Annotated in this window: 19 protein-coding genes and 1 tRNA gene; 7 read left to right on the forward strand and 13 right to left on the reverse strand. The window is 61.4% G+C overall.

Annotation, left to right across the window (positions count from 1 at the left end):
• Positions 1-117: 117 nt before the first annotated feature.
• Positions 118-1,455 (forward strand): cation:proton antiporter, encoded by a 1,338-nt coding sequence (locus BM300_RS10420; protein ID WP_092462799.1) that lies wholly within the window; start codon positions 118-120, stop codon positions 1,453-1,455.
• A 148-nt stretch (positions 1,456-1,603) separates the two neighbouring features.
• On the opposite strand, the gene BM300_RS10425 is transcribed toward BM300_RS10420, so the two are convergent.
• The gene (locus BM300_RS10425) at positions 1,604-2,140 is read right to left on the reverse strand and encodes a hypothetical protein (RefSeq protein WP_092224588.1); all 537 of its coding nucleotides are present in this window, start codon (positions 2,138-2,140) and stop codon (positions 1,604-1,606) included.
• A gap of 153 nt (positions 2,141-2,293) precedes the next feature.
• On the opposite strand from BM300_RS10425, the gene BM300_RS10430 reads away from it, so the two are divergent.
• A complete protein-coding gene (locus BM300_RS10430) occupies positions 2,294-2,524 on the forward strand; it encodes a hypothetical protein (RefSeq protein ID WP_063321299.1) in 231 nt (76 codons plus the stop codon).
• Positions 2,525-2,638: 114 nt separating this feature from the next.
• Here BM300_RS10430 and BM300_RS10435 read toward each other — a convergent pair whose 3' ends face one another.
• The 3 genes from BM300_RS10435 to BM300_RS10445 form a co-directional block, all read right to left on the reverse strand.
• A complete protein-coding gene (locus BM300_RS10435; protein ID WP_092143595.1) occupies positions 2,639-4,567 on the reverse strand; it encodes a hybrid sensor histidine kinase/response regulator in 1,929 nt (642 codons plus the stop codon).
• A 117-nt stretch (positions 4,568-4,684) separates the two neighbouring features.
• A complete protein-coding gene (locus tag BM300_RS10440) occupies positions 4,685-7,027 on the reverse strand; it encodes an ATP-dependent DNA helicase (protein ID WP_092462801.1) in 2,343 nt (780 codons plus the stop codon).
• Positions 7,024-8,706, reverse strand: a complete 1,683-nt coding sequence (locus tag BM300_RS10445; RefSeq protein WP_092462803.1) for a VRR-NUC domain-containing protein — start codon at positions 8,704-8,706, stop codon at positions 7,024-7,026. Before BM300_RS10445 ends, BM300_RS10440 begins: the two co-directional genes overlap by 4 nt.
• 220 nt (positions 8,707-8,926) lie before the next feature.
• On the opposite strand from BM300_RS10445, the gene BM300_RS10450 reads away from it, so the two are divergent.
• Positions 8,927-9,151, forward strand: a complete 225-nt coding sequence (locus BM300_RS10450) for a YgdI/YgdR family lipoprotein (RefSeq protein ID WP_003201785.1) — start codon at positions 8,927-8,929, stop codon at positions 9,149-9,151.
• A gap of 132 nt (positions 9,152-9,283) precedes the next feature.
• Here BM300_RS10450 and BM300_RS10455 read toward each other — a convergent pair whose 3' ends face one another.
• From BM300_RS10455 to BM300_RS10490, 8 genes are all read right to left on the reverse strand, one after another.
• Complete coding sequence (locus BM300_RS10455; RefSeq protein ID WP_092347972.1) at positions 9,284-11,137, reverse strand: polyurethane esterase; 1,854 nt, start codon at positions 11,135-11,137, stop codon at positions 9,284-9,286.
• A gap of 169 nt (positions 11,138-11,306) precedes the next feature.
• Positions 11,307-14,399 (reverse strand): autotransporter serine protease, encoded by a 3,093-nt coding sequence (locus BM300_RS10460; protein WP_092462805.1) that lies wholly within the window; start codon positions 14,397-14,399, stop codon positions 11,307-11,309.
• Positions 14,400-14,631: 232 nt separating this feature from the next.
• Entirely contained in the window at positions 14,632-15,981 is a 1,350-nt protein-coding gene (locus BM300_RS10465; protein WP_092462807.1) for a TolC family outer membrane protein, read from the reverse strand.
• Positions 15,982-15,995: 14 nt separating this feature from the next.
• A complete protein-coding gene (locus BM300_RS10470) occupies positions 15,996-17,330 on the reverse strand; it encodes an HlyD family type I secretion periplasmic adaptor subunit (protein ID WP_063321305.1) in 1,335 nt (444 codons plus the stop codon).
• Positions 17,327-19,126 (reverse strand): type I secretion system permease/ATPase, encoded by a 1,800-nt coding sequence (locus BM300_RS10475; protein ID WP_092462809.1) that lies wholly within the window; start codon positions 19,124-19,126, stop codon positions 17,327-17,329. Before BM300_RS10475 ends, BM300_RS10470 begins: the two co-directional genes overlap by 4 nt.
• 138 nt (positions 19,127-19,264) lie before the next feature.
• Positions 19,265-19,687, reverse strand: a complete 423-nt coding sequence (locus tag BM300_RS10480; protein ID WP_092143753.1) for an AprI/Inh family metalloprotease inhibitor — start codon at positions 19,685-19,687, stop codon at positions 19,265-19,267.
• Between the two features lie 71 nt (positions 19,688-19,758).
• Positions 19,759-21,216 (reverse strand): serralysin family metalloprotease, encoded by a 1,458-nt coding sequence (locus tag BM300_RS10485; RefSeq protein WP_092462811.1) that lies wholly within the window; start codon positions 21,214-21,216, stop codon positions 19,759-19,761.
• A gap of 340 nt (positions 21,217-21,556) precedes the next feature.
• Positions 21,557-22,453 carry a LysR family transcriptional regulator gene (locus tag BM300_RS10490; protein WP_092462813.1) on the reverse strand — a complete coding sequence of 299 codons (897 nt, stop codon included), beginning with the start codon at positions 22,451-22,453 and terminating at the stop codon, positions 21,557-21,559.
• A 132-nt stretch (positions 22,454-22,585) separates the two neighbouring features.
• On the opposite strand from BM300_RS10490, the gene BM300_RS10495 reads away from it, so the two are divergent.
• Both BM300_RS10495 and BM300_RS10500 read left to right on the forward strand, forming a co-directional pair.
• The gene (locus tag BM300_RS10495) at positions 22,586-24,049 is read left to right on the forward strand and encodes an MFS transporter (protein ID WP_092143623.1); all 1,464 of its coding nucleotides are present in this window, start codon (positions 22,586-22,588) and stop codon (positions 24,047-24,049) included.
• A 193-nt stretch (positions 24,050-24,242) separates the two neighbouring features.
• Positions 24,243-24,521, forward strand: a complete 279-nt coding sequence (locus BM300_RS10500; protein ID WP_003201764.1) for a DUF1652 domain-containing protein — start codon at positions 24,243-24,245, stop codon at positions 24,519-24,521.
• 272 nt (positions 24,522-24,793) lie between these two features.
• Here BM300_RS10500 and BM300_RS10505 read toward each other — a convergent pair whose 3' ends face one another.
• On the reverse strand, positions 24,794-25,465 hold the full coding sequence (locus BM300_RS10505; protein ID WP_003201763.1) for a Bax inhibitor-1/YccA family protein: 672 nt from the start codon (positions 25,463-25,465) through the stop codon (positions 24,794-24,796).
• Positions 25,466-25,589: 124 nt separating this feature from the next.
• On the opposite strand from BM300_RS10505, the gene BM300_RS10510 reads away from it, so the two are divergent.
• A tRNA-Ser gene (locus tag BM300_RS10510) sits at positions 25,590-25,677 on the forward strand.
• A gap of 124 nt (positions 25,678-25,801) precedes the next feature.
• On the forward strand, positions 25,802-26,656 hold the full coding sequence (locus tag BM300_RS10515) for a prohibitin family protein (RefSeq protein WP_083569183.1): 855 nt from the start codon (positions 25,802-25,804) through the stop codon (positions 26,654-26,656).
• The last annotated feature ends 15 nt before the right edge of the window (positions 26,657-26,671 follow it).

Below are 26,671 nucleotides of genomic sequence, written 5' to 3' on the forward strand. Positions count from 1 at the left end.
CATGCAAGGGGGCGCGGTCAAAAGGTTTTTACGACTGCTTCGCAGCCGAGCGGGAGCAAGCTCCCTCGCCACGGGGTTCACTTGCCGGCTGTACCACGCGCTATCCAAGGAGCAACGATGACTTTCACGGTATGGGTAGCGGTGCTCGGTGCGGTGTTGCTGACCCTGGCCCTGACCTCCTCCTATCTGCGCTGGATGCCGGTCACCACCTCGGCGATGTGCCTGGTACTGGGCATTGCCATCGGGCCGATGGGATTGAATGTGCTGAAGCTGGACATCAGCGACTCGGCGGTCTGGATGGAACACCTCACGGAGGTCGCGGTGGTGTTTTCATTGTTCGTCAGCGGCCTCAAGTTGCGTTTGCCCCTCAAGAACCGTACCTGGCGTGTCGCCTATGGTCTGGCCGGGCCGGTGATGATCCTGTGCATCGCCGGCCTGTGCCTGGCATTGCATTATCTGTTGGGCCTGGGTTGGGGCGTGTCGATGCTGATCGGCGCGATGTTGGCACCTACCGACCCGGTGCTGGCGGCGCTGGTGCAGGTCAATGACGCGCGGGATGACGACCGGGTACGTTTCGGCCTGTCGGGCGAAGCGGGACTGAACGACGGGACGGCATTTCCTTTTGTGATCCTCGGCCTGTTGATGCTGCGTGAAGACGGCAGCGATTTTCTCGGTGAATGGCTGCTGCTTAACGTCCTCTGGGCGGTGCCGGCCGGTTTGCTGGTCGGCTACTGGATGGGCCGCGGCATTGGCAAGCTGACCTTGTCGATGCGCATCCGGAATGCCGACAGCACGCTGTCGCCCAACGACTACCTGGCCCTGGCACTGATTGCCCTGGCTTACGTCGTGGCCGAGTGGATCCAGGGCTATGGTTTTCTCTCAGTGTTCGCCGCCGGCCTGGGGCTGCGCCAGGCTGAGGTCAAATCCACCGATGAAGCGGCGCCGCCGGCAGAACACCTGGTGCAACCGGTGGTGGGCCACGAAACCGTCGATCCCCAACAGGCTGTCCTGGGCGATACCGAGTCGCTGGACGATGGTCAATTGGCCGCAGGGGTCATGATGAGCGACATGCTCGCATTCGGCAGCCTGGTGGAGCGATCGATGGAAGTGTTTCTGGTCACCCTGCTTGGGGTCGTGCTGGCCAACCATTGGGACTGGCGGGCCTTGGCGATCGGTGCCCTGCTGTTTGCCGTCATCCGCCCGTTGAGTGTGCTGGCATTACCTTGGGGGCGATTGCTCGACGGACCGCAACGGCTGCTGATCGGTTGGTTCGGCATCCGCGGGATCGGCAGCCTGTTTTATTTGTTTTTCGCCTTGAACAACGACCTGCAGCCGGAGGTAGAGCAACTGTGCATCAACCTCACCCTGTCGGTGGTGGCCTTGAGTATTTTGGTCCATGGTGTCACGACCCAACCGACCCTGGCATGGTATGAGCGCCACAAGCAGCCGAGGTGAGGCACTGCGGCAGGAGATGAACGCTGTTGTGGCGAGGGAGCTTGCTCCCGCTCGGTTGCGCAGCAACCGCAAAGCTTGGGGCCGCTTCGCAGCCCAGCGGGAGCAAGCTCCCTCGCCACAATGATGTTCGTCCTCAAGATCGTGTGGCTCAACCGCCAGGATCGCCCATCTGGATATAGACCGAATACACCCCCAGCAATACCCAGAAGGTGGCGAAGATCCATGGCGTACGCACCGAGAACAGCAGCGACTTGCGGTAGCCTTTGTGCGTCGACTCCCGCTCGTTGAACAGCGGTGACTCGTCGTAGGCCAGGCCCATCAAGGGTTCGGCGCGCAATAACTCGCTCTGTTTGAAATGCCAATGATCGATGATTTCGTAGGCCGCCTTGATGCCCGGCCAGGCATTGAGCGAGCTCAAGAATCCCAGCAAGGCCAGAAATGGCGGCACGATCAGCGTGAACAACTTGCCCCACTCCGGGTTCAGGTTGGCCATGCACGAAGCAAAGGCGATCACCAGGAAAGATTGGGCGGCCAGGTAAGCATCGGTTCGGTTGGCCAGGATACTGGTTTCGTACTGGATTTCCCGGCGATAGAAATCCAGTCGTTCCTTGGGTGAACCGAACAGTGTGGCGTTGTGTTCCGTCAGTTCTTCTTCCGGGGTTGGCCCGGTGAGTATTCTGGGCATTGCGAAGGACGAGCCTCTCTGATGATTCGGATTCATTAGAAGAACCCGACGCACGGCAAGTTCAAGCCAATGGACCGCAGGTGCATCCAACATCCGGGGAAACGCTCCCCAACCGCCAGGGTCTCTAGTTCGTAAGGGCAAGAGGACGCTTGTGTGGACTATCTTGGATGGGTGCAATGGCCAGCGATGCTCGTCACGGTGCTGGCCGCCTGGTTGATCGGCTCACGCCAACCGCGACGCCGGATGGCGGGATTCAGTTGTTTTATTGCAAGCAATATTCTGTGGGTGATCTGGGGCCTTCATACCCACGCGTATGCGTTGATCGTGTTGCAGTTTTGCCTGTGTGCGATGAATTTGCGGGGGTTCAAGAAGAACACTGAATAAGCGCCTGCTCTTGTGTGGCGAGGGAGCTTGCTCCCGCTCGAGTGCGAAGCGCTCGCCACATGGGGGCCGCTTCGCGACCCAGCGGGAGCAAGCTCCCTCGCCACAGGAGGCTGACTATTTCATCGTCTGCCCAATGATCTGCACCAGGTCAATCTGCTTGAACGGCTTGATCAACCGAGGCAATTGGGTGGCGAAACCTTCCAGGCGTTCGGCATAACCGGTGGCCAGGATGATGGGCAGGTCCGGTTGGCGGTCACGCAACAGTTTCGCCAACTGCGCACCGTCCATCTGCGGCATGGCCATGTCGGTGATGACCAGGTCGATGTCCGGGTTGCGCTCATACAGCTCCAGTGCCTGGGCGCCCGATGGCGCGCAAAGGACCCGGTGCCCGAGGTCTTCGATCAACAGGCGCGTGCTGGTCAGCACCAGGCTGTCATCATCGACTACCAGCACTTTCAACTCATCGACTGGCTGCGTTGTTTCCTGGATCGACGCTTTGCCCGGTGCCGGGTTGTTTGCCACCGGCAACCACAACTGCGCGGTGGTACCGACACCTTTCTCGCTCCTGAGCGTCAGACGCCCCCCGAGCTGTTCCGCCAGGCCATGCACCATGGACAACCCCAGGCCCGTACCTTTGCCAACCCCCTTGGTGGTGAAAAATGGGTCCACGGCCGAGGCCAGCGTGGCTTCATCCATGCCCTCGCCTTCATCGGTAATCGCCAGGCAAATGTAGCGCCCGGGGGCCATCGGCTTGTCGTGGGCCGCATCACACCCTTGCCGCTCATCGGCGCTAATCATGAGCTTGCCACCATGGGGCATGGCGTCCCGGGCGTTGGTCGCCAGATTGAGAATCGCCAGTTCCAGTTGGTTGACATCGGCCAGCACCGGCGACAGCGCCTCGGCGAAGCGGGTCTGGATGTGTATCGATGGGCCCAGGGAGCTTTGCAGCAGGCCGCTGATACCCTGCACCAGGGCCGCCAGCTCGACCGATTCGTAGGTCAGTTTTTGCCGGCGGGCAAACGCCAGCATGCGCTGGGTCAGCGAAACCCCGCGCAGCGCGCCCTGGGTCGCGTTGTCCAGCAATTGAGTGAGTTTCGGTTCGTTGGCCATGCGCTTGCGTACGATTTCCAGGTTGCCAAGGATGACCGTCAACAGGTTATTGAAATCATGGGCAATACCGCCGGTGAGCTGACCGATGGCTTGCAGTTTCTGGGATTGGAACAGCGCCTCGCGGGCTTGCTCAAGGGCCTGCTGGGCCTGGGTGGCATCGGTAATGTCACGGGTGATCTTGGCAAATCCCAACAGCGTGCCGGTGTCGCTGCGGATCGCATCGATGACCACGTGGGCCATGAAGCGCGTGCCATCCTTGCGCATGCGCCAGCCTTTTTTCTCGAAGCGCCCTTCGCTGGCGGCGATGCTCAACGCCCGTTGTGGTTCGCCGCTATCGCGATCCTCGGGGGTGTAGAACATCGAGAAATGCCGGCCGATAGCCTCGGCCGGAAGATAACCCTTGATCCGCTGCGCCCCCAGGTTCCAGTTGGTGACCTGGCCTTGCGGGTCGAGCATGTAGATGGCGTAATCGGTGACGCTTTGCACCAGCAGGCGGAACTGCTGCTCGCTTTGCTTGAGGGTTTCCTCGGCCATTTTACGATCGGTCAGGTCGCGGGTGATCTTGGCGAAACCAAGCAAGGTGCCGCTCTGGCTGTCGATGATCGGATCGATCACCACATGGGACCAGAACAACGTGCCGTCCTTGCGCACCCGCCAACCCTCGCCTTCAAAGCGCCCCTCCTGCACGGCCGTGTCCAGCGCCCGTTGCGGCAGGCCGGCGGCGCGATCCTGATCGGTGTAGAAACGGGAGAAATGCTGGCCCAGGATCTCGGATTCCTCGTAGCCCTTGAAGCGCCTGGCGCCGGAGTTCCAACTGGTGATGAGGCCCGATGGGTCGGTCATGTAGATGGCGTAGTCGACCACCGCGTCGATGAGCAGGCGAAAGCGCTGCTCCTCGTTCATGAGTGGGGACTTGGGGGCGTTCTCAAGCATCTGGCCGGGGCATCCGTGTGGATTCTTTTTTCGCGAAGTATGGAGCAAGTCAGGCGCCAGGAAAAATCCTCAAGCCTTCCAACCTGTGGGAGCGAGCTCGCTCGCGATAGCGGTGGGTCAGTTTGCATCAATACTGGCTGACAGTCTGCCATCGCGAGCAAGCTCGCTCCCACAAGGGGATTTGTGGGCCTCTTGGGTAACTGACCACCAGCGCGGCAACAAGTGCTGCACCCTCGCCTCGCCAAACCGGTCATCGATCAGCATCACCACCCCGCGATCCTGCTGGGTGCGGATAACGCGACCGGCCGCCTGCACGACTTTTTGCAGGCCAGGGTACAGGTACGTGTAGTCGTAGCCATCGCCGAAGATTGCGGCCATGCGTTGTTTCATCTGCTCATTGACCGGGTTGAACTGCGCCAGCCCCAAGGTGGCGATGAATGCGCCGATCAGGCGTGAACCCGGCAAATCGATGCCCTCGCCGAACGCGCCGCCCAGCACCGCAAAGCCAATGCCTTGGCTGTGCTCCATGAACCGTTCGAGAAACGCCTGCCGGGGGGCTTCGCCCATGCCGCGCGATTGCGTCCAGAGCGCAATTTGCGGGTACCGCTCGGCAAACAGCCCAGCCACTTGCTGCAAGTAATCGAAGCTGCTGAAAAAAGCCAGGTAGTTGCCTGGGCGCTCGTTGAACTGGCGGGCCATCAACGCGGCAATGGGCTCCAGGGACGCCTGGCGATGGGCAAAACGGGTGGAAATGCGGCTGACGACCTGTACGTCCAGTTGTTCGGCCTTGAACGGCGATTCCACGTCGATCCATACCGTGTCGCCCGGCGTCCCCAACAAGTCTGCGTAGTAATGCCGGGGGCCCAGGGTCGCGGAAAACAGCACCGTGCTGCGGGCCGCCGTCAGCCTGGGTCGCAGGAATGCGGCCGGCACCACGTTGCGCAGGCACAGCGTAGATAGGCTGCGCTGGCGGCCGAGTTCGCGCTTGTGGATGTCAAACAGAAAGTGCTCGTCGAAGGTTTCCGCCACCCGGCCAAACTGCAACGCGTCGAAGTAGAACGCCTGCAATCCGCTGTCCAGGCCTTGGGGATGATCGCTTAGATAATCGCCAATAGCCGTAGTGCAGGTAGCCAGGGCCTGGAGCAATTTGTCCGGCAACTTTTCATAGGCCCGATAGGCCGCCACCTGGGGCGCATGCAAGGCGTTCCACTGGCGATTGACCCTATCAAGGGATTTCTTCAGCGGTTCAGGGGCGGTTTTGCGCACGCTGGTCAGCGTGGCCTGGTCGAGGGTCGCGCTGTACATCTGCCGCCCGCGCTCCACCAGGTTATGGGCTTCATCCACCAAGGTCGCGACAGTCCAGCCGTTGGCCTGGGCCAGGCCGAAGAGCAACGCGCTGAAGTCGAAGTAATAGTTGTAGTCGGCCACCACTACGTCGGCCCAGCGGGCCATTTCCTGGCTGAGGTAATACGGGCAGACCTCATGGGCCAGCGCAATCTCGCGCAACGCCGCCTGGTCGAGCAACGTGACCTGGCTCGCCGCTGCCCGGGCGCCCGGTAAGCGGTCGTAGAAACCACGGGCCAGCGGGCAGGATTCGCCATGGCAGGCGTTCTCCGGGTACTCGCAAGCCTTGTCCCGGGCGATCATTTCCAGCACGCGCAACGGCATCGACGGCGCGCTGCGGGTGATTACTTGAGCGGCGTCCAACGCCAGCTTGCGTCCCGGGGTTTTGGCGGTGAGAAAGAACACTTTATCCAACCGCTGCGGCGCCAGGGCCTTGAGCATCGGGAACAGCGTGCCGACGGTCTTGCCGATGCCGGTGGGCGCCTGGGCCATCAGGCAACGGCCGGTACTGACCGCCTTGAACACCGACTCAGCCAAGTGCCGCTGTCCTGGCCTGAAGCTGGCGTGAGGAAAAGCCAATGTGTGTGCGCCGAGATTGCGGGCCTGGCGGTGGGCCATTTCCTGTTCGGCCCAGGCGAGGAATAGCGCGCACTGTGCTTCAAAAAACGCCTGGAGTTGCGCCGCCTCGAAGCTTTGCGTAAAGCAGGTTTCCTTTTCGCTGACGATGTCGAAATACACCAAGGCGACGTCGATATGCGGCAACTGTAGCTTCTGGCACATCAGCCAGCCGTAGATTTTCGCCTGGGCCCAATGCAGTTGGCGGTGATTGGCCGGTTGCTTGCTCAGGTCGCCCCGGAAAGTCTTCACTTCTTCGAGGCAGTTGCGGGTCGGGTCGTAGCCGTCGGCCCGGCCTTTGACTTTCAGTGTCTGGTAGAGACCTTCAAGGGCCACCTCAGCCAGGTAGCCATCGCTGCGCCGCGCCGCCACGGTGCGATGGCCAGCGATGCCTTCCAAGGCCGTGGGCGACGGCGTGAAGCGCAGGTCAAGATCACCCACCTTGGCGGTGAACTCACACAACGCCCGCACGGCGATGCTGTAGCTGGATGCCGGGGTCATGCGGCCCCATCGCGAGCAAGCTCGCTCACGATAGCCGACTCTGCCCATTGCACATAACAAACGGCAACGGGCATCTGGTGCTCATGGCAGAACTCCAGCCAACGCAGCTGGTTGTCTTGCAGCCGATCGCCAGGGCCTTTGACTTCGATCATGCGGTAGGTCTTGTGCTGCGGCCAGAACTGGATCAGATCCGGCATGCCGGCGCGGTTGGCCTTGATGTCCAGCAGCAAACGGTCAAACCAGTGCTTGAGATGCGCGGCCGGCAAGCAATCGAGGGCTTGCTCCAGCAAGGGCTCGGACAGCGCGCCCCAGAATACGAAAGGCGACTGCACGCCCCACTTTTCGGCATAGCGACGGCTGATGGTCTGCCGATAGCGGCCATCGTCCAGCTCTGCCAGGCAAGCTGCGAACAGCTCGGCGCGACGGGCATGAAAATCTTCGTTGAGCAGGTCCACCGGCCCCCGCTGGAACGGGTGGAAAAATGCACCCGGCAACGGCGCGAAGATCGCCGGCCAGCACAGCAGGCCGAACAGCGAATTGATCAGGCTGTTCTCGACGTAATGCACTGGCGCGGTGTCGTCGTGCAGGTGGGCCTGGACGTGGTACTCCACCGACAAGGTCGGATCGACGCGAGGCAGTTGCAGCTCCAGGCGCTCCACTTCCCGGACCAGGCCCCGTGGCACCGGCGGGCCGCCCAACTTGCGCCGAAGACGGGGCACGATCCGCAGCAAGGCCTGGGTTTCGGCGGCACTTTGCGGTGCCTGCATCGCCACCTCGCCGAGTTCAAGGGCCAAGCCGTATTCGCCGATGCGCTCCAGTACCCGGACCATCCGCAACCGCGCGCCCGGGTAGGTGCAATCGCGATAGATGCCCAAGGCCAAGGCGAAGTCGCCGATGCGCTCGCCGTGCTGGCCAATCTGGAACAACAACTTGCCCCGGCGCCGCTCCAGCCACGGATTGTCCAGGGACAGTTCGTTGACCTGGGCGACGATCTCATCCAGGGGCTCGCCAGCTTCGAAGCGCTGCTGGCAGTCGTGCAAGAACAGGCAGGCATCGACGTCCTCGCGGCTGCGCAAGCCCCGTGACTCGGCGCTGAACTCGACGGTTTCGTAGGTGAAGATGCCCAGGTCCGCCAGGACGAATTCCGACCAGTCCTGGTAAAGGTTGCCGAAAAACATCAACCGCAGCCGGTCACACAGACTCATGATCGTCAGGCTGTACAGCCGGTCATCCAACTGCGGGCACCAGGCATCGAACGGCTGGGGCTGGTTGACGCGTTCGTCCAAGGCGTGGAGCCATTCGGTCTTTTTCGCCTTGGGGTGTTCGATCAGGTGGCCCAGGCACAGGAGGATTTCCGGCTTGAGCAGCACCTCGAACAGCTCGACGAGCCCGATGGGGGCCTGTTCCTCGACCCAACCCAGCGCCAACAGTGGCGCGACGGCGGCACCAATGTCGCCAATTTCCGAGTAATGCAGCTTGCTATGGCGAAACCGTAGCCCCTTGCGCATCACCATCCGCACCAGCAAGCCCTGGGCGCCACGCGGCAGCGCTGCGAAGTGCTCGATGAAGCGCTGCTCGTCGGTGCTGAGCACATCGGCATAACGCTGCGTCAACCAAGCGAGCACCTGCTGGAAGTTGTTCAGGTAGTAAAACGGATCGTCGAGGGAACGGACTGCCACGGAAAGAACGCCAAGGATATTAAGCACTGGTTATGCATACAGATAACAGCTGTAAACCGGCCAGGCAACAGCAAAAGATGAACGGTCTCCTATATTTAAGGTGAAATCCTTCAGTCAGCGATGAACTTTCCTACGGCAAGCGAGACCAATGGCGGTTGACTAACGTGATGGCGCGGTCGAATCAGTTGCTCCGTGTCCTTTTAATTGAGAGGTTATGGTTATGAACATCAGGTTTCTGGGCCTGCCCATGGTCGCCGTGGCATTTCTGGCTCTGGCTGGCTGCGCGTCGCCAACCGTGGTGACCTTGCAGAACGGTACCCAGTATTTGACCAAGGACACCCCCAATACCCGCACCGCTGACGGTTTCTACGAGTTCGAGGATATTTCCGGCAGGAAAGTTCGGGTCCGCGCCGATGATGTGGCAACCATTCGCAAGGAAGACTGACTGAATTCCAGTGACTTGCCTGGAATGCCGCCATCGCGAGCAAGCTCGCTCCCACACTTGTTTTCCGGTGCTCGCAGAATCCTGTATTCACCATCCATCCCTGTGGGAGCGGGCTTGCTCGCAAAGGCGATATCAGGCGAACACGATCCCTTCGCCCCCCACCTGACCCAGACCAACGCCCACCAGGGTCACGGAACTGTCGCCGACCTTGAACAGCGTGTCATTGCCCACCTGTGACAGGTACTGGCTGTAGTCATGACCAGCCCCGGCGCCCGGCACGCCGAGGAACACCAGCTTGTCCCCCGCGTCGTAGCCGCTGATCCGGTCCTGGCCGAAAGCGCCGTTGAAGAGGAAGGTGTCACTGCCGGCCCCCGCTTGCATCTGGTCATTGCCCGCACCACCGACGAAGGTGTCGTTACCCGCGCCGCCTATCAGCACATCGTTGCCGTCCTGGCCGAACAGCCAGTCGCCCTTCGCTCCCGCCACCAGGGTGTCATTGGCCACACTGCCCTTGATCGACGAGGCATATGCCGTCAGGTTGGCGCCGGCCACCAGGCCATTGGCGGTGACGCTGTGGCTCACCTCATCCTTGAGCAGCCCCCAGAACAATCCGGACTCCTTGCTGACCAGCGTGCCGATGTCGCGGGTGATGCTGATCGCGCCATGGGCGTCGCGCATATACAGCGTCCCGGCCCCGTCATGGGCAAAACTGAAATCCTTCACTGACTGCTGCAGTTGCAGGCTGTTGCTGCCCTGCCCGCCCAGGATCACGTTGTAGCCACCGCCATCACGAAAAGTGTCATTGCCGGCGCGGCCTTCCAGGTAGTCGTTACCCTGGCCGCCCTGGATCAGGTCGTCGCTGTCGCTGCCGATGATGAACGTGCTGCCGGTATGGGGTTCGGCGTTGCGATTGAGGTCCTGCACCCAGGTATTGGCCCGCGCGGGGTCCGACAGGTTGGCGACGATGATGGTGGAGTCTTTTTCGGTGAGGTCGTAGAACACCGACCCCATGATCCGGCCCATGCCATCGCCGTAGCCGGTAGGCAGGTGGGAAATCCAGGTGGGAATGTTGAGAATGGAAAACGGCAACACGTTCCACGTCGCCGAAGCGTAGTGGTCGTTGAAGCTGACGATGTTGTTGGTGGCCGATTCCTGTTGCCCATCGTGCACACCCACCGAGGCGAGGTTGAACGTCGAGCCATCCAGCGCGCGAAACACCGGATCGTTCTCGTAACCGATGTTCAAGACCTTGTCGGTACTGCTCTGGGTTGGCGAGGCGTAGGCGATGTAGTTGGCACTGGAGTAGAACCCCGACCATTGGCTGGTGCTCAAGTCCGCCAGGCTGTTGACCGCCAGCCCACCCAGGCTGTGGCCGCTGACCAGCACGTCGTTGCCCGTCAGGCCATGGGCCTGGGCAAATTTCGCGACGTCGCCCAGCAGGTTGCCAAAGGCTTCGCCGACGTAGTTTTTCGCATAGTCCTTGGGTCCCAGCGCGGCCATCAGGTCGTTGACCGCGTCACCGATGGAATCGCCGATCAGATTTTCCCGAGGGCCGCTGGTGCCGCGAAATGACACGCCGATTTCCTGCAGGTGTCCCGCGCTGTCGTATTTGCCGAGGATCTCTACCTGCGCAGTGGTGTAGCCGGCCTTTTCACCGAAAAACGTCCCGCGGCCATCCACCTTGCCGGCGTAACCCAGTTGCGCGGCGCTGATGGGCGTCCAACCGGCCTTCTGTACCGCCTCCAGGGCCAGTTTTTCCGAATCGGGGTTCCACGGCACGCCGGGAATCACCCCTTGGGAATCGGTGCCCCCCAGCAGCGCGGTCACCAGGGTGGCCGGCAGGCCGGCACCGAAGCCGTTGTGCTGGTAACCGGAGGCAAAGCCATTGTCGAGGTTATGGTAGGAATACAGCATGATCGCCATCGCGTCGCTGACCAGTGCCTTGGATTCGGCAGTGCCGAGGTTCTTGTAGTCGTAGATGCCCATGGTTGTTGCTCTCTTTTGTTGTTGGAATACGGGAACCGGGAGGTACAGCTGTTGTGGCGAGGGAGCTTGCTCCCGCTGGAGTGCGAAGCGCTCCCCCGGGGCGGCTGCTACGCACCCGAGCGGGAGCAAGCTCCCTCGCCACGGGGGTATATCCAGCCCTTCTTCTTGGTCAGAACTGCCAATCCAGGGTCAGGCCCACGCCGTGGGTTTTATCCCGGGAGCCGATCAGGCCGTTGTAGTCGAGGTTGACCCGCACATCCTTGGCGACCGCAAGCCCGGCACGGGCACCGATCACGGCGGCGTTGCGGTCCATGGACACACTCTGCACCGCGAAGGTGTTGCTGCTGCCGGCGAAGGCCAGGTCCTGTTCGGACGAGGTGCTGCTCAGGTTGTGCTGCCAGCCGAGGGAGCCGGACAGTTGCAGTTGCTGTCGATCCGACAGGGCCAGGGTATGGCTGGCCCGCACGCCCAGGGTCGAGAGCACGGCATCGCGGCGATCGTCGCCACCGTGCAGGGCCGCGTTATCGCCTTTCTCATGGAAGCTGTCGCTGTCCAGGTGCACATAGGCCAGGTTGGCGAACGGCTCCAGGGCTACCGGTTGCAAGTTGAGGCGATACGCCGCTTCGGTGAAGAGCTGGGTGGTCCGGGCATCGCGCTTGGTTTTCTCCCGGCCACTGACGTCGCCCCATTGCAGGTCCCGCTTGACGTCGATGCGATGCCAACTGTGGGCAGCGCCAACGGTCAGGCGTAGCGCGTCGATTTCATGTCCCAGGTAGGCCCCCAGGTGATAGCTGTCGGCCTTGGCCGAGGAATGGGTGCCTTCACCCATGCTCAACGAACTGTCGCTGTAGCCGGTGACGAAGCCCAGTCGCGTCTGGTCGCTGATCAGTCCGTCGACACCGGCCAGCAGCCCGCCGATGGAACTGGTCGTACTGGCGTGATCATTTCCACCATCGTTTTTGCCCCAAGCGCCCAGCACCTTGAACCAGGCATTGCTGCTGGCATCGGTCGGCGTACCGGCGTCGTACAGGGCGTCCTGGCGCAGGCGATCACCGACGGCGTCGCGCAACTGACGACTGTCGTTGATCAACAGTGTGCCAATGGCCGGATGGATTTCACCGGACAGTTGCTGGAATGCCTGTTGCGCCACGGCGGTGCTGGGCGAAAGCAGCAAGGCCTCGTAGAGTCCGTTGCCCGCGCCCAGTCGTTCGGCGGCCGAGGCGACGGAGCGCTGGTTTGGTGTCAGGCCGAGGCTGGCAAATGACGCGTCGTTACGCTCGACCGCCAGTTGAATGCCACTGGTGCTGTACGCCAGGTCGCCCCCCAGAAACGCATAGTTGGGCAAGACGCCAGCGAAGCGCCCGTCAATACCATCGGCGGCCTGCAGGATATTGAACTGCCTGCCCAACAGGCTTTTCACCTCGCCAGCCGTCAGCAGTGTCGGGCTGTTTTCCAGGGACAACGACACCGTCGCTCCGTCAACGGACGCCTTGCCGCCCGCCACGATCAGGTCGCTGGCGGTGGGCGAGACTTCCACTGCGTAGTTCGAACCGGGTTGAAAGGTCACGTCGCCGGCCACCTGCAAGGTGCCGATGGAGTTGCCCGGCGCCACGCTGGCGCCGCGGTTGGCGGTCAGGCTGGCGATGCGCCCGTTGCCACCGAGGATGCCGCCGTCGTTGACCGTAACGGCCGAGGCCAGCGAGCCATTGATCGCCAGTCGCCCTTGATTGACCAGGGTCGGCCCGCTGTAGGTGTTTGCGCCGGTGAGTACCAGGGTGCCGATGCCCTCCTTGGTCAGGCCGCCGTGGCCGGCGATGTCGTTGCGCCAAACGTCCAGGCCACATTGGATGCCGATGCACACCCGTTCCGTGGGTTTGCCGGCATCGATGATCGCGCCAATGCCCGGCAGGTCCACCACGAACTGACCGGAGCCATAGGCGCCATCGATACGAAACTCCGCGGGGATGTCCTGCTCGGTCACCAGCATCGATGGACCGTCGATGGCCTTGCCCAGGTTGATCATGCCCCAGCCGTATAACGAATCGACGCCCGGCGCGCCCATGTCGGTGGCGGTGGTGCGCAGGACGCTGGCGACCTGGGCGCCGGTCATGTAGGGGAAACGCTCCATCAACACCGCCACACTGCCGGCAACATGGGGCGCGGCCATGGAGGTGCCGCTCTTGTTGGCGTAGCCGACAGTCAGGTCGTCGGCACTGGTGCCGCCGATCACGGCGCTGTAGACCCGGGTGCCGGGGGCCGACACGCAGAAACTGGCGGTGTAGCCACAGCGCGACGAGAAGGTGCTGATGGTGTAAGGATCGGCGCTGGCGGTGTCCGGATTGACTTGCAGCGCCGCCACGGTGAGCCAGTTCGGCGCGATGTCCGGCACAAAATACGCCAGGCCCGCGATGGCATCAGGGTTATTGAGGTTGTAGTCGTTGCCGGCGGCGAAAATCGTGACGATACCGCTGCGGGCTGCGGCGATGGCGCCCTCGTAGGCGCCGCCAGGCTTGGTGCCCAGCAGCGGCTTGATCTGATCGAATTGCAGTTGCGCGTCCTGCACGGTGAAGTGCGGGAACGCCGGATCGCGGCCGCCCTGGTCGAAGCGATCGGTGATGCCAATGCCCCAGCTGTTGTTGATGATGCGTGCGCCGCTGGCGATCAACGCGTCCCAACCCGCCTTGTACACTGCGCCATCGTTGCCCAGGATGATGCCGTCTTCGGGGCCCGGGTCGCCGTTGTCGGCGCTGATGATCTGCGCATCGTACGCCACGCCGTGCATCGGGCTGCCATCGCGACTGCCGGCAGCGATCCCGCCGACATGGGTGCCGTGGGAACCCAGCTTGCCATCGGAGCCAACGGTGGGCGAGCCGTCGTAGCGGAACGGATCACCGGCTTTCACCGGGATGTAGGGGTCGGTGTACTCGCGGATACCACTGGTGACCAAGGTCACGACTTTGCCAGTGCCGGAGAACTCCGGGTGCGCCGCGTAGACCGGCTGGTCGAAGATCCCCAGCTTGACGCCCTTGCCGGTATACCCGGCGGCGTAGGCCTGTTGCGCGTTGATTGCCCCCAACCCCCATTCGGCGTTGAATTCACTGCTGCGCCAACTGTCTGGATTACCCGCCCTGCCGCTCTCGACATAAGGCGCCGCCTGGGCCGCGCCCAAGGTCGCCAGTGCACAGAGCACTGCGCGGTTGAGGGCCTTGGGCAGGAACAGGCGCCCTGTCTGTCTGGGCTGTTTGTTGTTATCGATTTTCATCACGAACCATCCTTAGTTGTTGCAAGAATCCTGGAGTTGCGCGGCCTGATGGAACCTGTCCTGGCCTAGTGGCTTGCTTTGTCTTTGCTTTTGTCTTTGCTTTTGTCTTTGCTTTTGTCTTTGCTTTTGTCTTTGTGGCGAGGGAGCTTGCTCCCGCTGGGCTGCGTAGCGGCCCCAAAAAAAGCCTGCGAGCGCTTCGCACTCGAGCGGGAGCAAGCTCCCTCGCCACAGGTCATTGAAAGGGCGCCCGGGACACAAACGCCTCGTCTACCTTCGCCAGGTCCTGCGGGCCGAGGGTGCCGGCGTAGTAATGCAGCTTGGTCCAGGCCATGAGGTAGTCGTAACGGGCCTGGGCCAGGTCGCGGCGGGTGCTGTAGAGCTGTTGCTCGGCATTGAGTGCATCGAGATTGACCCGCTCGCCGCCAAGGATGCTTTGCCGGGTCGAGACCACCAGCGCTTCAGCGGAGCTCAGGGCCTTCTGATAAGCGCGCAGCTTGTTCACCCCGGACACACAGGCGCTGAACTGGCGGCGCAATTCGATCAGCGTCTCGCGGGTCTTGGCCTCCAGCTCGTATTCGGCCTGTTCCATAGTGCGGCTGGCCTGGCGGGTCGACGCCGAGACCCCGCCACCGGCGTACAGCGGCACGCTGACTTCCAGGCCGATGGTGTTGGTGTCGTAGCGTTGGTTGTAGGTATTGCCACTTTCCGATTCGTTCTGGCGCATCGTCGCGTAGGCGCTGACCTTGGGCAGATGCCCGGCGCGGTTGCGCTCCACCTCGAAACGCGCCACGTCTACGGCTTGTCGCTGGGACGCCAGGCTGGGGTTGTTGCTCACCGCCAGCGCGTGCCATGTGTCGAAACTGGCCGGTTGCAAGGCAAAGGTCTGGAAGGTGTCATGCAGCGGCGCCAGGTCGCCGATATCCAGGGCCGGGACGCCAATCAGCGAGCCCAGCTCGCGCAAGGCGGCATCCTGCTCATCTCGCGCCTCGATCTCTTCGGCGATTGCCAATTCATAGCGCGCCTGCGCCTCAAGGATGTCGGTGCGCGTACCTTCGCCCTGGCGAAACAGATGCTCGTTCTGGCGAAATTGCTGCTCGAACGCCTTTTTCTTGGCCTGGGCAATGTCGATCTGGTCCTGGGCGAACAGCGCCTGGGTGTAATGACTCAGCACCCGCACCAACAACTCCTGACTCTTGCCACGAAAACTTTCATCAGCGAACAACGCCTGGGCCACGCCCTTGCGATAGGCCGCGTACGCCTCGTAGTCCAGCAGCGGTTGTTGCAACGTCAGGCTGGAACCGTAGCTGCTGTAGTTGCGATCATCATGCTGGCTGGCGCCGCGATCGTTGAGGTACGTGACCTTGGACTGGTTGCGACCCTTGTTGTAGCTGTAGCCCAGGTGCGGCAGCAGCCCGGCGCGGCCAATGGCGCGATTTTCCTGGCCCGCATCGCGCTCCTTGATCGCGCCCAGGTAGACCGGGTCATTGCGCAGGGCCCGCTCGTAGAACTCGAAGGGCCCCATGGCCCAGGCGTTATTGCACACGGAAGCGGCCAGCACGGCTACCCAATAGAAACGCTTCATACCGCCGGACATCCTTATTCTTCGGTCAACGCAGAGCCGGCTCGGTCGAGCAGCGGTTTGAACAGGTAGTTGAGCAATGAGCGCTCGCCGGTGCGCACGAACATCTCGGCCGGCATGCCGGGCTTGATCACCAGGCCGTTGAGCTTGTCCATCGCCACGTCGCTGACGCTGCTGCGCAGGACGTAATACGGCGCGCCGGTCTTCTCATCGAGCATTTGATCGGCAGAAATCAAGCTGACTTCCCCAGGCACCCTTGGCGTGCGGTTCTGGTTGAAGGCGGTAAACAGGATGTCCACCGGTAAATGCGCGCCGACCTTGTCGATCAGATGCACCGGCAGATGCCCTTCCACTTCCAACCGCGTGCCCTGGGGGACGATTTCCAGCAAGGTATCGCCCTGGCGCACCACGGCGCCCTCGGTGTGCACCCCCAGGTTGACGGCGATGCCATCGGCGGTGGCAAGGATTTCGCTGTGTTGCAGCTCGAAGCCGGCGGATTTCAGTTGCTCTTGCAAGGTTTCGCTCTTGAGCTGGGCGTCGGCCAACTGGCTGCGCACCTCTTTCTGGTATTCCTCGTTGTGCTGCTGCAGCTTCAATCGCGACTCGACGATCCCCTGCTCCACCCGCCCGCTTTCGCCGCTGTTCTGCGCCAGTTCCTGCTGCACTTGCGACAGCTGGCGTTGATAGTCCAGCAGGCGGTTGCGCGGGATATAGCCGTTGTCGGCCAAGGGTTGCAGGTTGCCCAGTTGCAGACGCAGGGATTCGGCCTGGGCGGTCAGGTCGCTGCGGGCCCGACGCATACCCGCCAATTGCGCCGCCGCACCCTCGATGTTGGCGCGCAACGCCGCCTGCTCCCGGGCGAAGGCTTCGCGGCGGCTGCTGAACAGTTGCCGCTGGCCTTCAAGCACCAGGGCCAGGCGTGGATCGGGATCGCGACTCAGCTCAGCCGGGAAACTTACCTGTAACAGGTTGTCCCGCTCGCTTTGCCAGCGCGCCAGGCTCGCCCAGGTCATCCGGTACTGCGCCTGCAGCGATTGCACATCGGCGGCGGCCTGGGTCTGGTCCAGGCGAAACAGCGGCTGGCCCTGCTTCACCGCTTCGCCTTCGCGCACCAGGATCCGGCTGACCACACCGCTGCTCATCGACTGCACCGCCTTGCGCTTGCCTGAAACCACCACGGTGCCCTGCACGGGGATGCCTTGGTCCAACGGCGCCAGGCTGGCCCAGGTGAAAAAACTGCCCGCGCCAACGAGCGCCAGTGCCCAGCCCACGCGCGTGAAGAAGTGGGCGTCGCGCTCCGGCCGCTCAACGTCCTGCGTATGTTCGAGATTCATGTCGAGCTCCTTGCTCATGCGCCGCCGGGTTTGCTGGCGGCCTGGTACTGGCGACTCATGCTCAGTCCGTTGGGGGCCACCTGGGGACTGTTCGGCGGTGAGCTGCGTAGCGCGTTGTCCTGTGAACCCGACTGGCCGGAAAGCGCCCGCAACACTTGCTGGCTTGGGCCGAAGGCTTGTAGCCGGCCTTCGTCGAGCACCAGCAACTTGTCGGCCTGGGCCAGTGCCGAGGAACGATGAGTGACCAGCACGACACTGGTGCCCTGGGCCTTCATCTGCGCGATGGCACTGGCGAGCGCCGCTTCGCCAACCGTGTCGAGGTTGGAGTTGGGTTCATCGAGCACCACCAGGCTCGGCCGGTCGTACATCGCCCGGGCCAGCGCAACCCGTTGTTTCTGTCCGCCGGACAAACCACCGCCGTCCTCCCCCAGCACCGTGTCATAGCCTTGGGGCAGGCGCAGGATCAGCTCATGGACCCCGGCCTGCTGCGCGGCGGCGACGACCTTTTGCGGATCGGCTTGGCGAAACCGGGCGATGTTCTCGGCGATGCTGCCGCAAAACAGCTCGATGTCTTGTGGCAGATAGCCGATGTGCGGGCCGAGTTGCTCGCGATTCCAGCGATGAATATCGGCCCCGTCGAGGCGCACCGTACCCGCCAGGGTCGGCCACACGCCCACCAGCACCCGGGCCAGGGTGGACTTGCCGGAACCGGACGCCCCCAGCACACCCAGCACTTCCCCCGCGGCCAGGCTGAAGCTGACCTGCTGCAGCGTCGCGTTGCGTTGCCCTGGCGGCCCGGCGCTGACGTGTTCGAAACTCACCTGGCCCTTAGGCACAGGCAGCGTCATGCCGTCGTCCTGGGGCGCAAACGCTTGCAACAGCGCGTCGAGACGCCGGTAAGCCAACTTGGCGCCGCTCCACTGCTTCCACACGGCGATCAACTGGTCGATAGGACTCAACACCCGGCCCATCAGGATCGAGCCGGCAATCATCATCCCGGCGGTCATGTCGCCCTTGATCACTAGCAACGCGCCCAAACCCAGCACCAGCGACTGCAGGCACAGGCGCAGGGTCTTGCTCAAGGAGCTGATGACCGCGCCGGTGTCGCTGGCCTGGTTCTGCAGGCCCAGAAACCGTGAGTGCACGGCGAACCAGCGGCTGCGCAGCGCGCCGAGCATGCCCATGGCCTGGATCGTCTCGGCGTTGTGCAAATGGCTGGTGGCCAGTTGACTGGATTGTTGCGAGTAGACGCTGGCCTGCCCCAAGGCCTTTTTGGTCATGGCCTCGTTCAGGCAGGCCAAGCCGATCAGCAGCAGCGTGCCGACGGAGGCAAACACGCCGAGCCACACGTTGAACAGGTAGATCACCAGCAGATAGATGGGAAACCACGGTGCGTCGAAGAACGCGAACAGCGCCGGCCCGGTGAGGAATTGGCGAATATGCGTGAGGTCGCCCAGGGATTGCCCGGCGTTGCCTTCCCCCTGGCGCAGATTGCGCTCGAACGCGGCCTTGTACACCTGAAGGTTGAAGCGCCTTTCCAACTGGCTGCCGATACGGATGACCACGAAGCTGCGGACCATTTCCAACAGCCCGATGAATACGAAGAAGCCGACGACCATCAATGACAACATCGCCAGCGTGGTCTCGTTCTGTGATGACAACCCGCGGTCATACACTTGGAGCATATAAATCGAAGGCGCGAGCATCAGGACATTGATCAGCGCGGTAAAACATCCAACACTGATCAAAATATTTTTATAATCGCCCAGCGCTTTAAACAGCGGCGCCGAAGCAGCGCTCCTTACCCTATCCATGATCTTCCTTGTTGTTGGCTTCGCCAGCGAACTGGCCGTTATTCAACTGCCAAACTTTGTTATTCGATTCGGCCGACACCGAAAAGCACGCCTGTTCAAACAAGCGCACTTCGTTCAAGACTCAACTGTACTCATTCGTTAATGAGCACTCTGGGACTTATTTCGTTCAAGCCTGAGTATCAAACCGGACTTCAACGTCATTTGATAATGGTCTCCCTGACGCAGGCCCAAGTGTGTCCTGGAGTCTTGTTTGCCAATCAGGGAAAGTCCGTCGGGTTCAGTGAACCAACGAACCGGCTCATCCCCCAGCCATTGGCCCAGGCAATCGGTTTGCCCGCCCAGGGTCTGATCCGCCTTGAGTTCGACGAGGCAACTGTTGGACGGTTTGTCCTGCAGCGCCTGGGTTTGCGCGTTGTCCTGCGGGCTCGACAAAACAGCCTGCCACTGACCGGCCAACTGCGAGGGTTCTGCTAACAACAGGCTGCGCGCCATGGCGGCTTCTCCACAAAACATCATCAGCGTAGCGAGCAACCCGGCGGTTGCTCGAACGCTACTGGGCATGAATTTTCTACGCATTTTTTTCATCCTGGCCGAGGTCCCGCAGGAGCAGCCGCCCCCACGGGACAGGGACATCAGGCCACGATATCCGAGACCGCAGCCTGGCCAACGGTGCTGACCAGGAAGTCAGCCACGCCGTGCCCGGAGAAGTCCACCGACAGCAGGCTGTTGCCACCCGATGTCGACAACACCGCATCGCCCGCCGCACCGGTGAACGCGCTCACGAAGTGCAGGCCCGCGCCCTTGGTGATACCGGTCAGGTCGATCTTGTCCAGGCCGCTGACGAAATCGAGGATCTGGTCCGTCGCTCCAGGCCGCGAATCGGAACTGGCGGCGAACACGAACGTGTCCGACCCCGAGCCGCCCCAGAGTTTGTCTGCACCACCGGCCCCCCAAAGGATATCGTTGCCCGCTCCACCCTTGAGCTCGTTGGCTACCGTGTTGCCGATCAGCAAGTCGCTGCCGGAGCCGCCGATGGCGTTTTCGATGACGGCACCCTTGGCGATGGAGACGTTGCCTACCATGCCGCCAACATCGGAGAACGAGGCGTCATTGAGGTTGATTTTCTGGTTCTGGGTGAAACCGGAGAAATCCAGGGTATCGCGGCCACCTGCGTCCCATACCGAAAACACCACTTTGTCCGACGATGATGACGCACTGAGAAAATCGCGACCGGTATTGGAGTTGAAACCGTAGGTCGAATCGCCGGTACGGGTCGTGGTGTTGGCACCGTAGAGCTTCTGGATGGCCGCGATGTCATCCATCAGCGGACCGGAGGCGTAGGCTTCGACGCCGCCCTTGCTGAAGTTCTGGTCGGTATTGCTTTCGCTCCAGTAGCTCATGACGCTGTAGCCACGGGTGTCCTGGCCATAAGTGGCGTCATCGTAGGTCGGGCTGCCTTCGCCAGCGTTGTAGTCACCCGGGTGGGCCAGGCCGAGGGTGTGACCGATTTCGTGGGTCAGGGTCTGGCGGCCATAGTTGTTCAGTTCCGGGTTCTTGTTCTGGGTGTAGCTGCTGTTGATCAGGTACCAGGAGGTCCCGTCATAGCCGGCACCCGTCCCTGGCAGATAAGCAAACGCAGCCGCGCCATCCTGGCCGCCGCTGTAGTTGCCGAAGGTCATGTGACCGTCGCCGCCGCTGGCTTTTTCGGTGAAGGTGACATTGGCCACGTCCGCCCAGGATTGCATGGCCAGGGCGGCCTGGCCTTTCTGCTGCGCACTGAACTGGCTGAAGCCGCTGATCCCATGCTTGTTCATGGTGCTGAAAGAGGCGGAAGTCAGGAAAGTGTAGGTCAGCTCAATCTTGCCGCTGCCGTCCCGGTCCTGGTAAGCCGCACCGTCGCGCAGCAACTGAGTGGCCGCCTCGTCGACAGAGTACGACGGTTTGCCGTTGACGGTCAGGTTACCGCCCCGGTCGTATTGGTGGCTGAAACTATTGATCTGGTTGAACGCATTACTGGCAGCCGCCAATGATTGCGGCGCCCAGAGGAGTTGTTCGGCAGAATCAATAGCGCTGCTTTTGACTTTCGACATAAACACACTTCCTTGTTTGCAAATGGAACAGTTTTAGTCAGACAGACAATCTCTGGCGAGATCGTCCTATCACTCGCCCAATGAGGACGTAAGAAACCTGACACAATTGGAAATCAAACGTCTAGCAATTTTTTTCGTTCAATTTCACGCCCTGCCCGTAACGCCCATAAACAATAGGGTTCTGCCTCGTTAGTGCCCCAGCTAAACCGCCCGAGTTGCGGATTGTCGGACAAAAAACTATTTAAATATTAAATATCGATAACTAGCAATTTGCGTACGGCGTCGCACTTTCGCCAACTAAGTGCCAGCGAAATGCTATTAACGAATATCTACTAAATCTCTACGGTTTACGTGCGCACACTTCCCGCAGACAACTTCGAAGCCAACGATGCACAGGATCGGCGTCCATCCGCGGATGCCAGAGCATGGCGATCGTGAACCCAGGTACGGAAAACGGCAGCGTAAAACTGTGCAGGCCGACCCGCAGGCTCACGGTGTAGCGTTCGGGCACGCTGGCGATCAGGTCACTGGAGCGGGCCAGTCCCAGCGCCGAGGAAAAGCCTGGCACCGTGGTGACGATTTCGCGGGACAGATTCAGAGCCGCAAGGGCCTGGTCGATAAGGCCATGATCCAGGCCGCGCATCGACACACCGACATGCCCGCCTGCGGCATAACCGGCAGCGCTCACCGTTGCCTGGCTCAGCGGGTGTCCCGCGCGCACAACGCCAATCAAGCGGTCGCTGAACAACGCCTGGGTTCGTAGTTCCGGGCTGGTGTCCTTGTCCACGACGGCGGTCTCCAGGTCCACGGTGCCTTCGCGAAGTGTCGTGCTGTCCCGGTCGGTCTTTTCCACAAAGCGCAGGCGCACGCCGGGCGCTTGCTCGTGGATGCGAGTGATGAGGTCGATGGCAAAGTTTTCCACGAACCCTTCACGGGTGCGCAACGTGAAGGTTCGGCTCAAGCGCCCAAGATCCGGGGTCGTCACTGGCCGCAGCACCGCCTGGGCCTGCTGCACCAGGTGGCTGACCTGTTCGCGCAACTCCAGCGCACGAGGGGTCGGCACCAACCCTCGCCCAGCCCGAACCAACAGCGGGTCACCGGTGGTTTCACGCAACCGCGCCAGTGCCCGGCTCATGGCCGACGGGCTGAGCTGCAAGCGCCGGGCGGCCCGGGCCACGCTGCCTTCCGAGAGCAGCACATCAAGGGTGACGAGCAGATTGAGATCAGGCGAGGACATGGCGGTATCTCGATTTGAACAGATGGCGTTTGTTGCAGCTATAACGTGCAAATGCTGCGTCTTCCGCCATGTTATGCCCAGGCGTAACGTTCTGACAGCTCCGTTTCGAGCGCCACGGATACAGGTGACACGATGAAACCCGTCAACACGCAACAAAACCGGCCGGCAACCGCGCCCGCACACCGGCTCTTTTCACCTCGCTGGGCCCTGGCCAGCCTTGCGCTCTCGACGCTGCTGGCCTCCCTTGGCGCCAGTGTGGCTGCGGTGGCACTGCCGACGCTGGCCGAGGTGCTCGGAGCCTCTTTCCAGCAGGTCCAATGGGTGGTGCTGGCCTATCTGCTGGCAATCACCACGCTGATTGTCAGTGTCGGCCGCTTGGGAGACCTGATGGGCCGGCGCAAGCTGCTATTGGCCGGTATCGCCCTGTTCACCTTGGCATCAGCGGTATGCGGCCTGGCGCCCTCGCTTTGGCTGCTGGTCGCCGGTCGGGCGCTGCAAGGCCTGGGGGCCGCCATCATGATGACGCTGACCCTGGCGCTGGTGGGCGAAACGGTCGACCAGGAAAAAACCGGCAGCGCCATGGGGCTACTGGCAACACTGTCGGCAGTGGGCACAGCCCTCGGACCGTCCTTTGGCGGCATGCTGATCAGCGGGTTCGGTTGGCCGGCCTTGTTCCTGGTCAACATCCCACTGGGCCTGCTGACGCTAGGGCTGGCGTGGTATTCGCTACCGGTGCGTGAAGTGCCGCCGAAGCCCGAAGGAACCCGCTTCGATGTAACCGGTACCTTGCTGTTGGCAGTGACGCTCGCCACCTATGCCTTGTCCATGACTTCCGGACGCGGGAGCTTTGGCGGATTGAATCTTGCGCTGCTGCTGATCGCCCTCGTGGGCGGCGGGCTATTCATTCGGGCCCAGTCCCGGGCCGTATCGCCGTTGATACCCTTGAAAGTGTTCCGCGACAGATCATTGGTATCAGGCCTGGTGACGAGCGCCCTGGTTGCGACGGTCATGATGGCGACGCTGCTGGTCGGGCCTTTTTACTTGTCCATCACCCTCGCACTGCCGGCGGCCTTCGTAGGACTGGCCCTGGCCGTAGGCCCATCTGTTGCGGCGCTGGCCGGAGTACCTGCCGGGCGCCTGGTGGATCGCTTCGGCGTGCATCCCATGCGACTCGCCGGCCTGGCGAACATGGTGCTCGGCTGCCTGATGTTATCACTGGTCCCCCCTACCCTTGGCACCGTCGGCTACCTCGCGGCTATCGTGGTGACGACCCTTGGCTATGCGTTCTTCCAGACGGCCAACAACACGGCAGTCATGGCCGATGTAGCAGCCCAGAGGCGAGGCGTCATCGCCGGGCTGCTCAACTTGTCGCGCAACCTGGGTTTTTTCACCGGAGCCTCCGTGCTCGGCGCGGTGTTTGCAGCCGCGGCGGCGACGAATGACATTACCGGCGCCAGCCCCGCGGCTGTGACGAACGGTCTGCACATGACCTTCGCCGTCGCCCTGGCGATGATGATCCTGGCCCTGCTCATCGCCTGGAAAAGCCGCGTGCCAGAGCCATTGTCCAAGCCTCGGGACAAGCCCAGCCAAGCGTGATGGCATTCTGGACATTGCCGTTTAAGTCGTGATCCAGATCAAAAAAAGTGAACCAATCGCAAAACGGACTGAAAAAATCCACATGAGCTTCATTTTCAGGTGCTATTTTTAGTTCTCACTGGTAGAGCCATGATGGCTCTTCCTTCCTGACATGAGCAAAAGGAAGCGCTCGATTGAAGAAGGCGGGCAACACATGAATAAAGGATCCTTCAGCAAGGTTACGTTCCCCAATGCTTGCCAGTTGATGCGCTGGCACTTCCATCCCATGGGATTCGAAGCAAGCATGGATGCGCCTGGCAGCATGGTTGCCCGGCTGTTTGACCGTGCCAGCGGCGAGACCATGATCGCCATTGCGGGTATCCCCTGCGCGACGGTGATGAATGCCCCGGATGTTGAACGAATAATCGAGGCCGTGGAGGCCGAGCTGGAAGCCTTTGTACCACCGGTGGGGTTGCGGCGGTTTGCCTCTTAAGTCCACTGCATGTGGCAATACCGTTTACCTGGGCTCCAAAAGCGGCACTTCCCTTTTTCCAAGGGTGGTGCCGTTTTTTTTGAGAGGGGTTCGGGATTTACTTGCTTTGGTGTGTATATCCGTTGCCGCAGAAATGGATATCCCCTCCCCCAAAAATGCACCTAAAAACGGAAAACCAAAAAAAACGGCGCTTTTCATCTCTGAAAAACGCCGCTGTTTCTAGGTGAACAGCATCACGCCAAAGCGGGCTTCTCACCTCATCATCCATGCAATCAGTCGTCGCGACCCATCAGGCCGAACAGCTGCAATAGGCTGACGAACAGGTTGTAGATCGATACATACAGGCTGATGGTGGCCATGATGTAGTTACGCTCGCCGCCGTGAATGATGGCGCTGGTCTGGTACAGGATGCAGACCGAGGAGAACAGCACGAAGCCGGCGCTGATCGCCAGTTGCAGGCCGCTGATCTGGAAGAAGAAGCTGGCCAGCGTCGCCCCCAGCAACACGAAGAAACCTGCGGTGATAAAGCCACCCAGGAAACTCATGTCCTTGCGGGAAATCAGCACGTAGGCCGACAGGCCACCAAATACCAGTGCGGTCATTGCGAAGGCCGAGCTGACCACTTCGGCGCCGCCCTGCATTTGCAGGTAGCGATTGAGGATCGGGCCGAGCAAAAAGCCCATGAAGCCGGTCAGGGCGAAAGCCGACACCAGGCCCCAAGCCGAATCACGGAGTTTGTTGGTGAGGAAGAAAAGGCCGTAGAAACCGATCAGCACGACGAAGATGTTCGGGTAACCCACCCGCATCTGTTGTGCGACATAAGCCATCACACCGCTGAAAGCGAGCGTGAGTGCCAGCAAGCCATAAGTGTTGCGCAGGACGCGGCTAACCTCTAGCTGCTCAGCCTGCACGCTGTTGTTCACTGCGTAATCCTGTTCGCGCATGGCGACACTCCTCCGGTTTTGAAACATTCAGTGGCAAGGATCATAACAGACGCTCTGTAACAAGCTACGTAGAGAGTTTGACAGTGTGTTTCATTCGGGTATTATGGCGCCCGCAACGCAGTACGGAGGTGTGGCCGAGTGGTTTAAGGCAACGGTCTTGAAAACCGTCGACTGTAACAGGTCCATGAGTTCGAATCCCATCGCCTCCGCCATTTTTTAACGTTAAAGCCCTGATCATTCAGGGCTTTTTCGTGTCTGGCATTCAGAACGCCAATTGCAGCTTCAACATTGGACACAGCTATGGCAAACCCTCCCAAGCCAATCAAGGAAAGAAAAGTGACCAGTAAAACCATCGGCTCCATCGTTGCTGCAATCGCGGGCATCGTCCTGTTGTGCGTGTTCTTTGGCAGTTGGTACACGGTCGACGAAACCGAGCGTGGCGTACTGCTGCGCAACGGGGCGCTGGTCGGGGTGATTGAACCGGGACTGTCCTTCAAGACGCCCTTTATCGAGTCGGTACGCCTGATCAGCGTCCAGAGCCAAGTGACGGCTTATGAAGACCTCCAGGCCTACAGCAAGGACCAACAGTCCGCCCAGCTCAAGGTGTCCGTGTCCTGGCACATCGCGCCTTCCGATGTCGCGAAGGTCTATACCCAGTTCAAGGACCTGGAAGGTATCCGCGACCGGATGATCAGCCGCCAGGTGCCAACCCAGGTGGAAAACGTATTCGGCAAGTTCAACGCCGTGGCTGCCGTGCAGAACCGCGTCCAACTGGTCAACGATATTTCCACGGCCATCAAGGCGACTATTACCGGCCCCGTGATCATCGACAGCGTCCAGGTCGAGAACATCGACTTCAGTGACGCCTACGAAAAAGCCATCGAAGCGCGCATGGCTGCGGAAGTCCAGGTCAAGACCCGCGAACAACAGCTCGCCACCGAGCAGGTACAAGCACAGATTCGCGTGACCCAGGCCCAGGCGGAGGCCGATTCGCAAGTTGCGCAGGCCAAGGCAGACGCACTTGCGACCGAGTTGCGCGGCAAAGCCGAAGCCGAAGCCATCAAGGCACGGGCCCAGGCCCTGGCCAGCAACCAGAACCTGGTGGAACTGACCAAGGCCGAACGCTGGAATGGTGTCTTGCCAACCACCGTGCTGCCAAACGGCGCCCTGCCCTTCATCGACATCAAGTAATGCCACCGGCGCGGC

It is taken from the genome of Pseudomonas sp. NFACC46-3 (genome assembly GCF_900114515.1).
Taxonomy (GTDB): Bacteria; Pseudomonadota; Gammaproteobacteria; order Pseudomonadales; family Pseudomonadaceae; genus Aquipseudomonas; species Aquipseudomonas fluorescens_Q.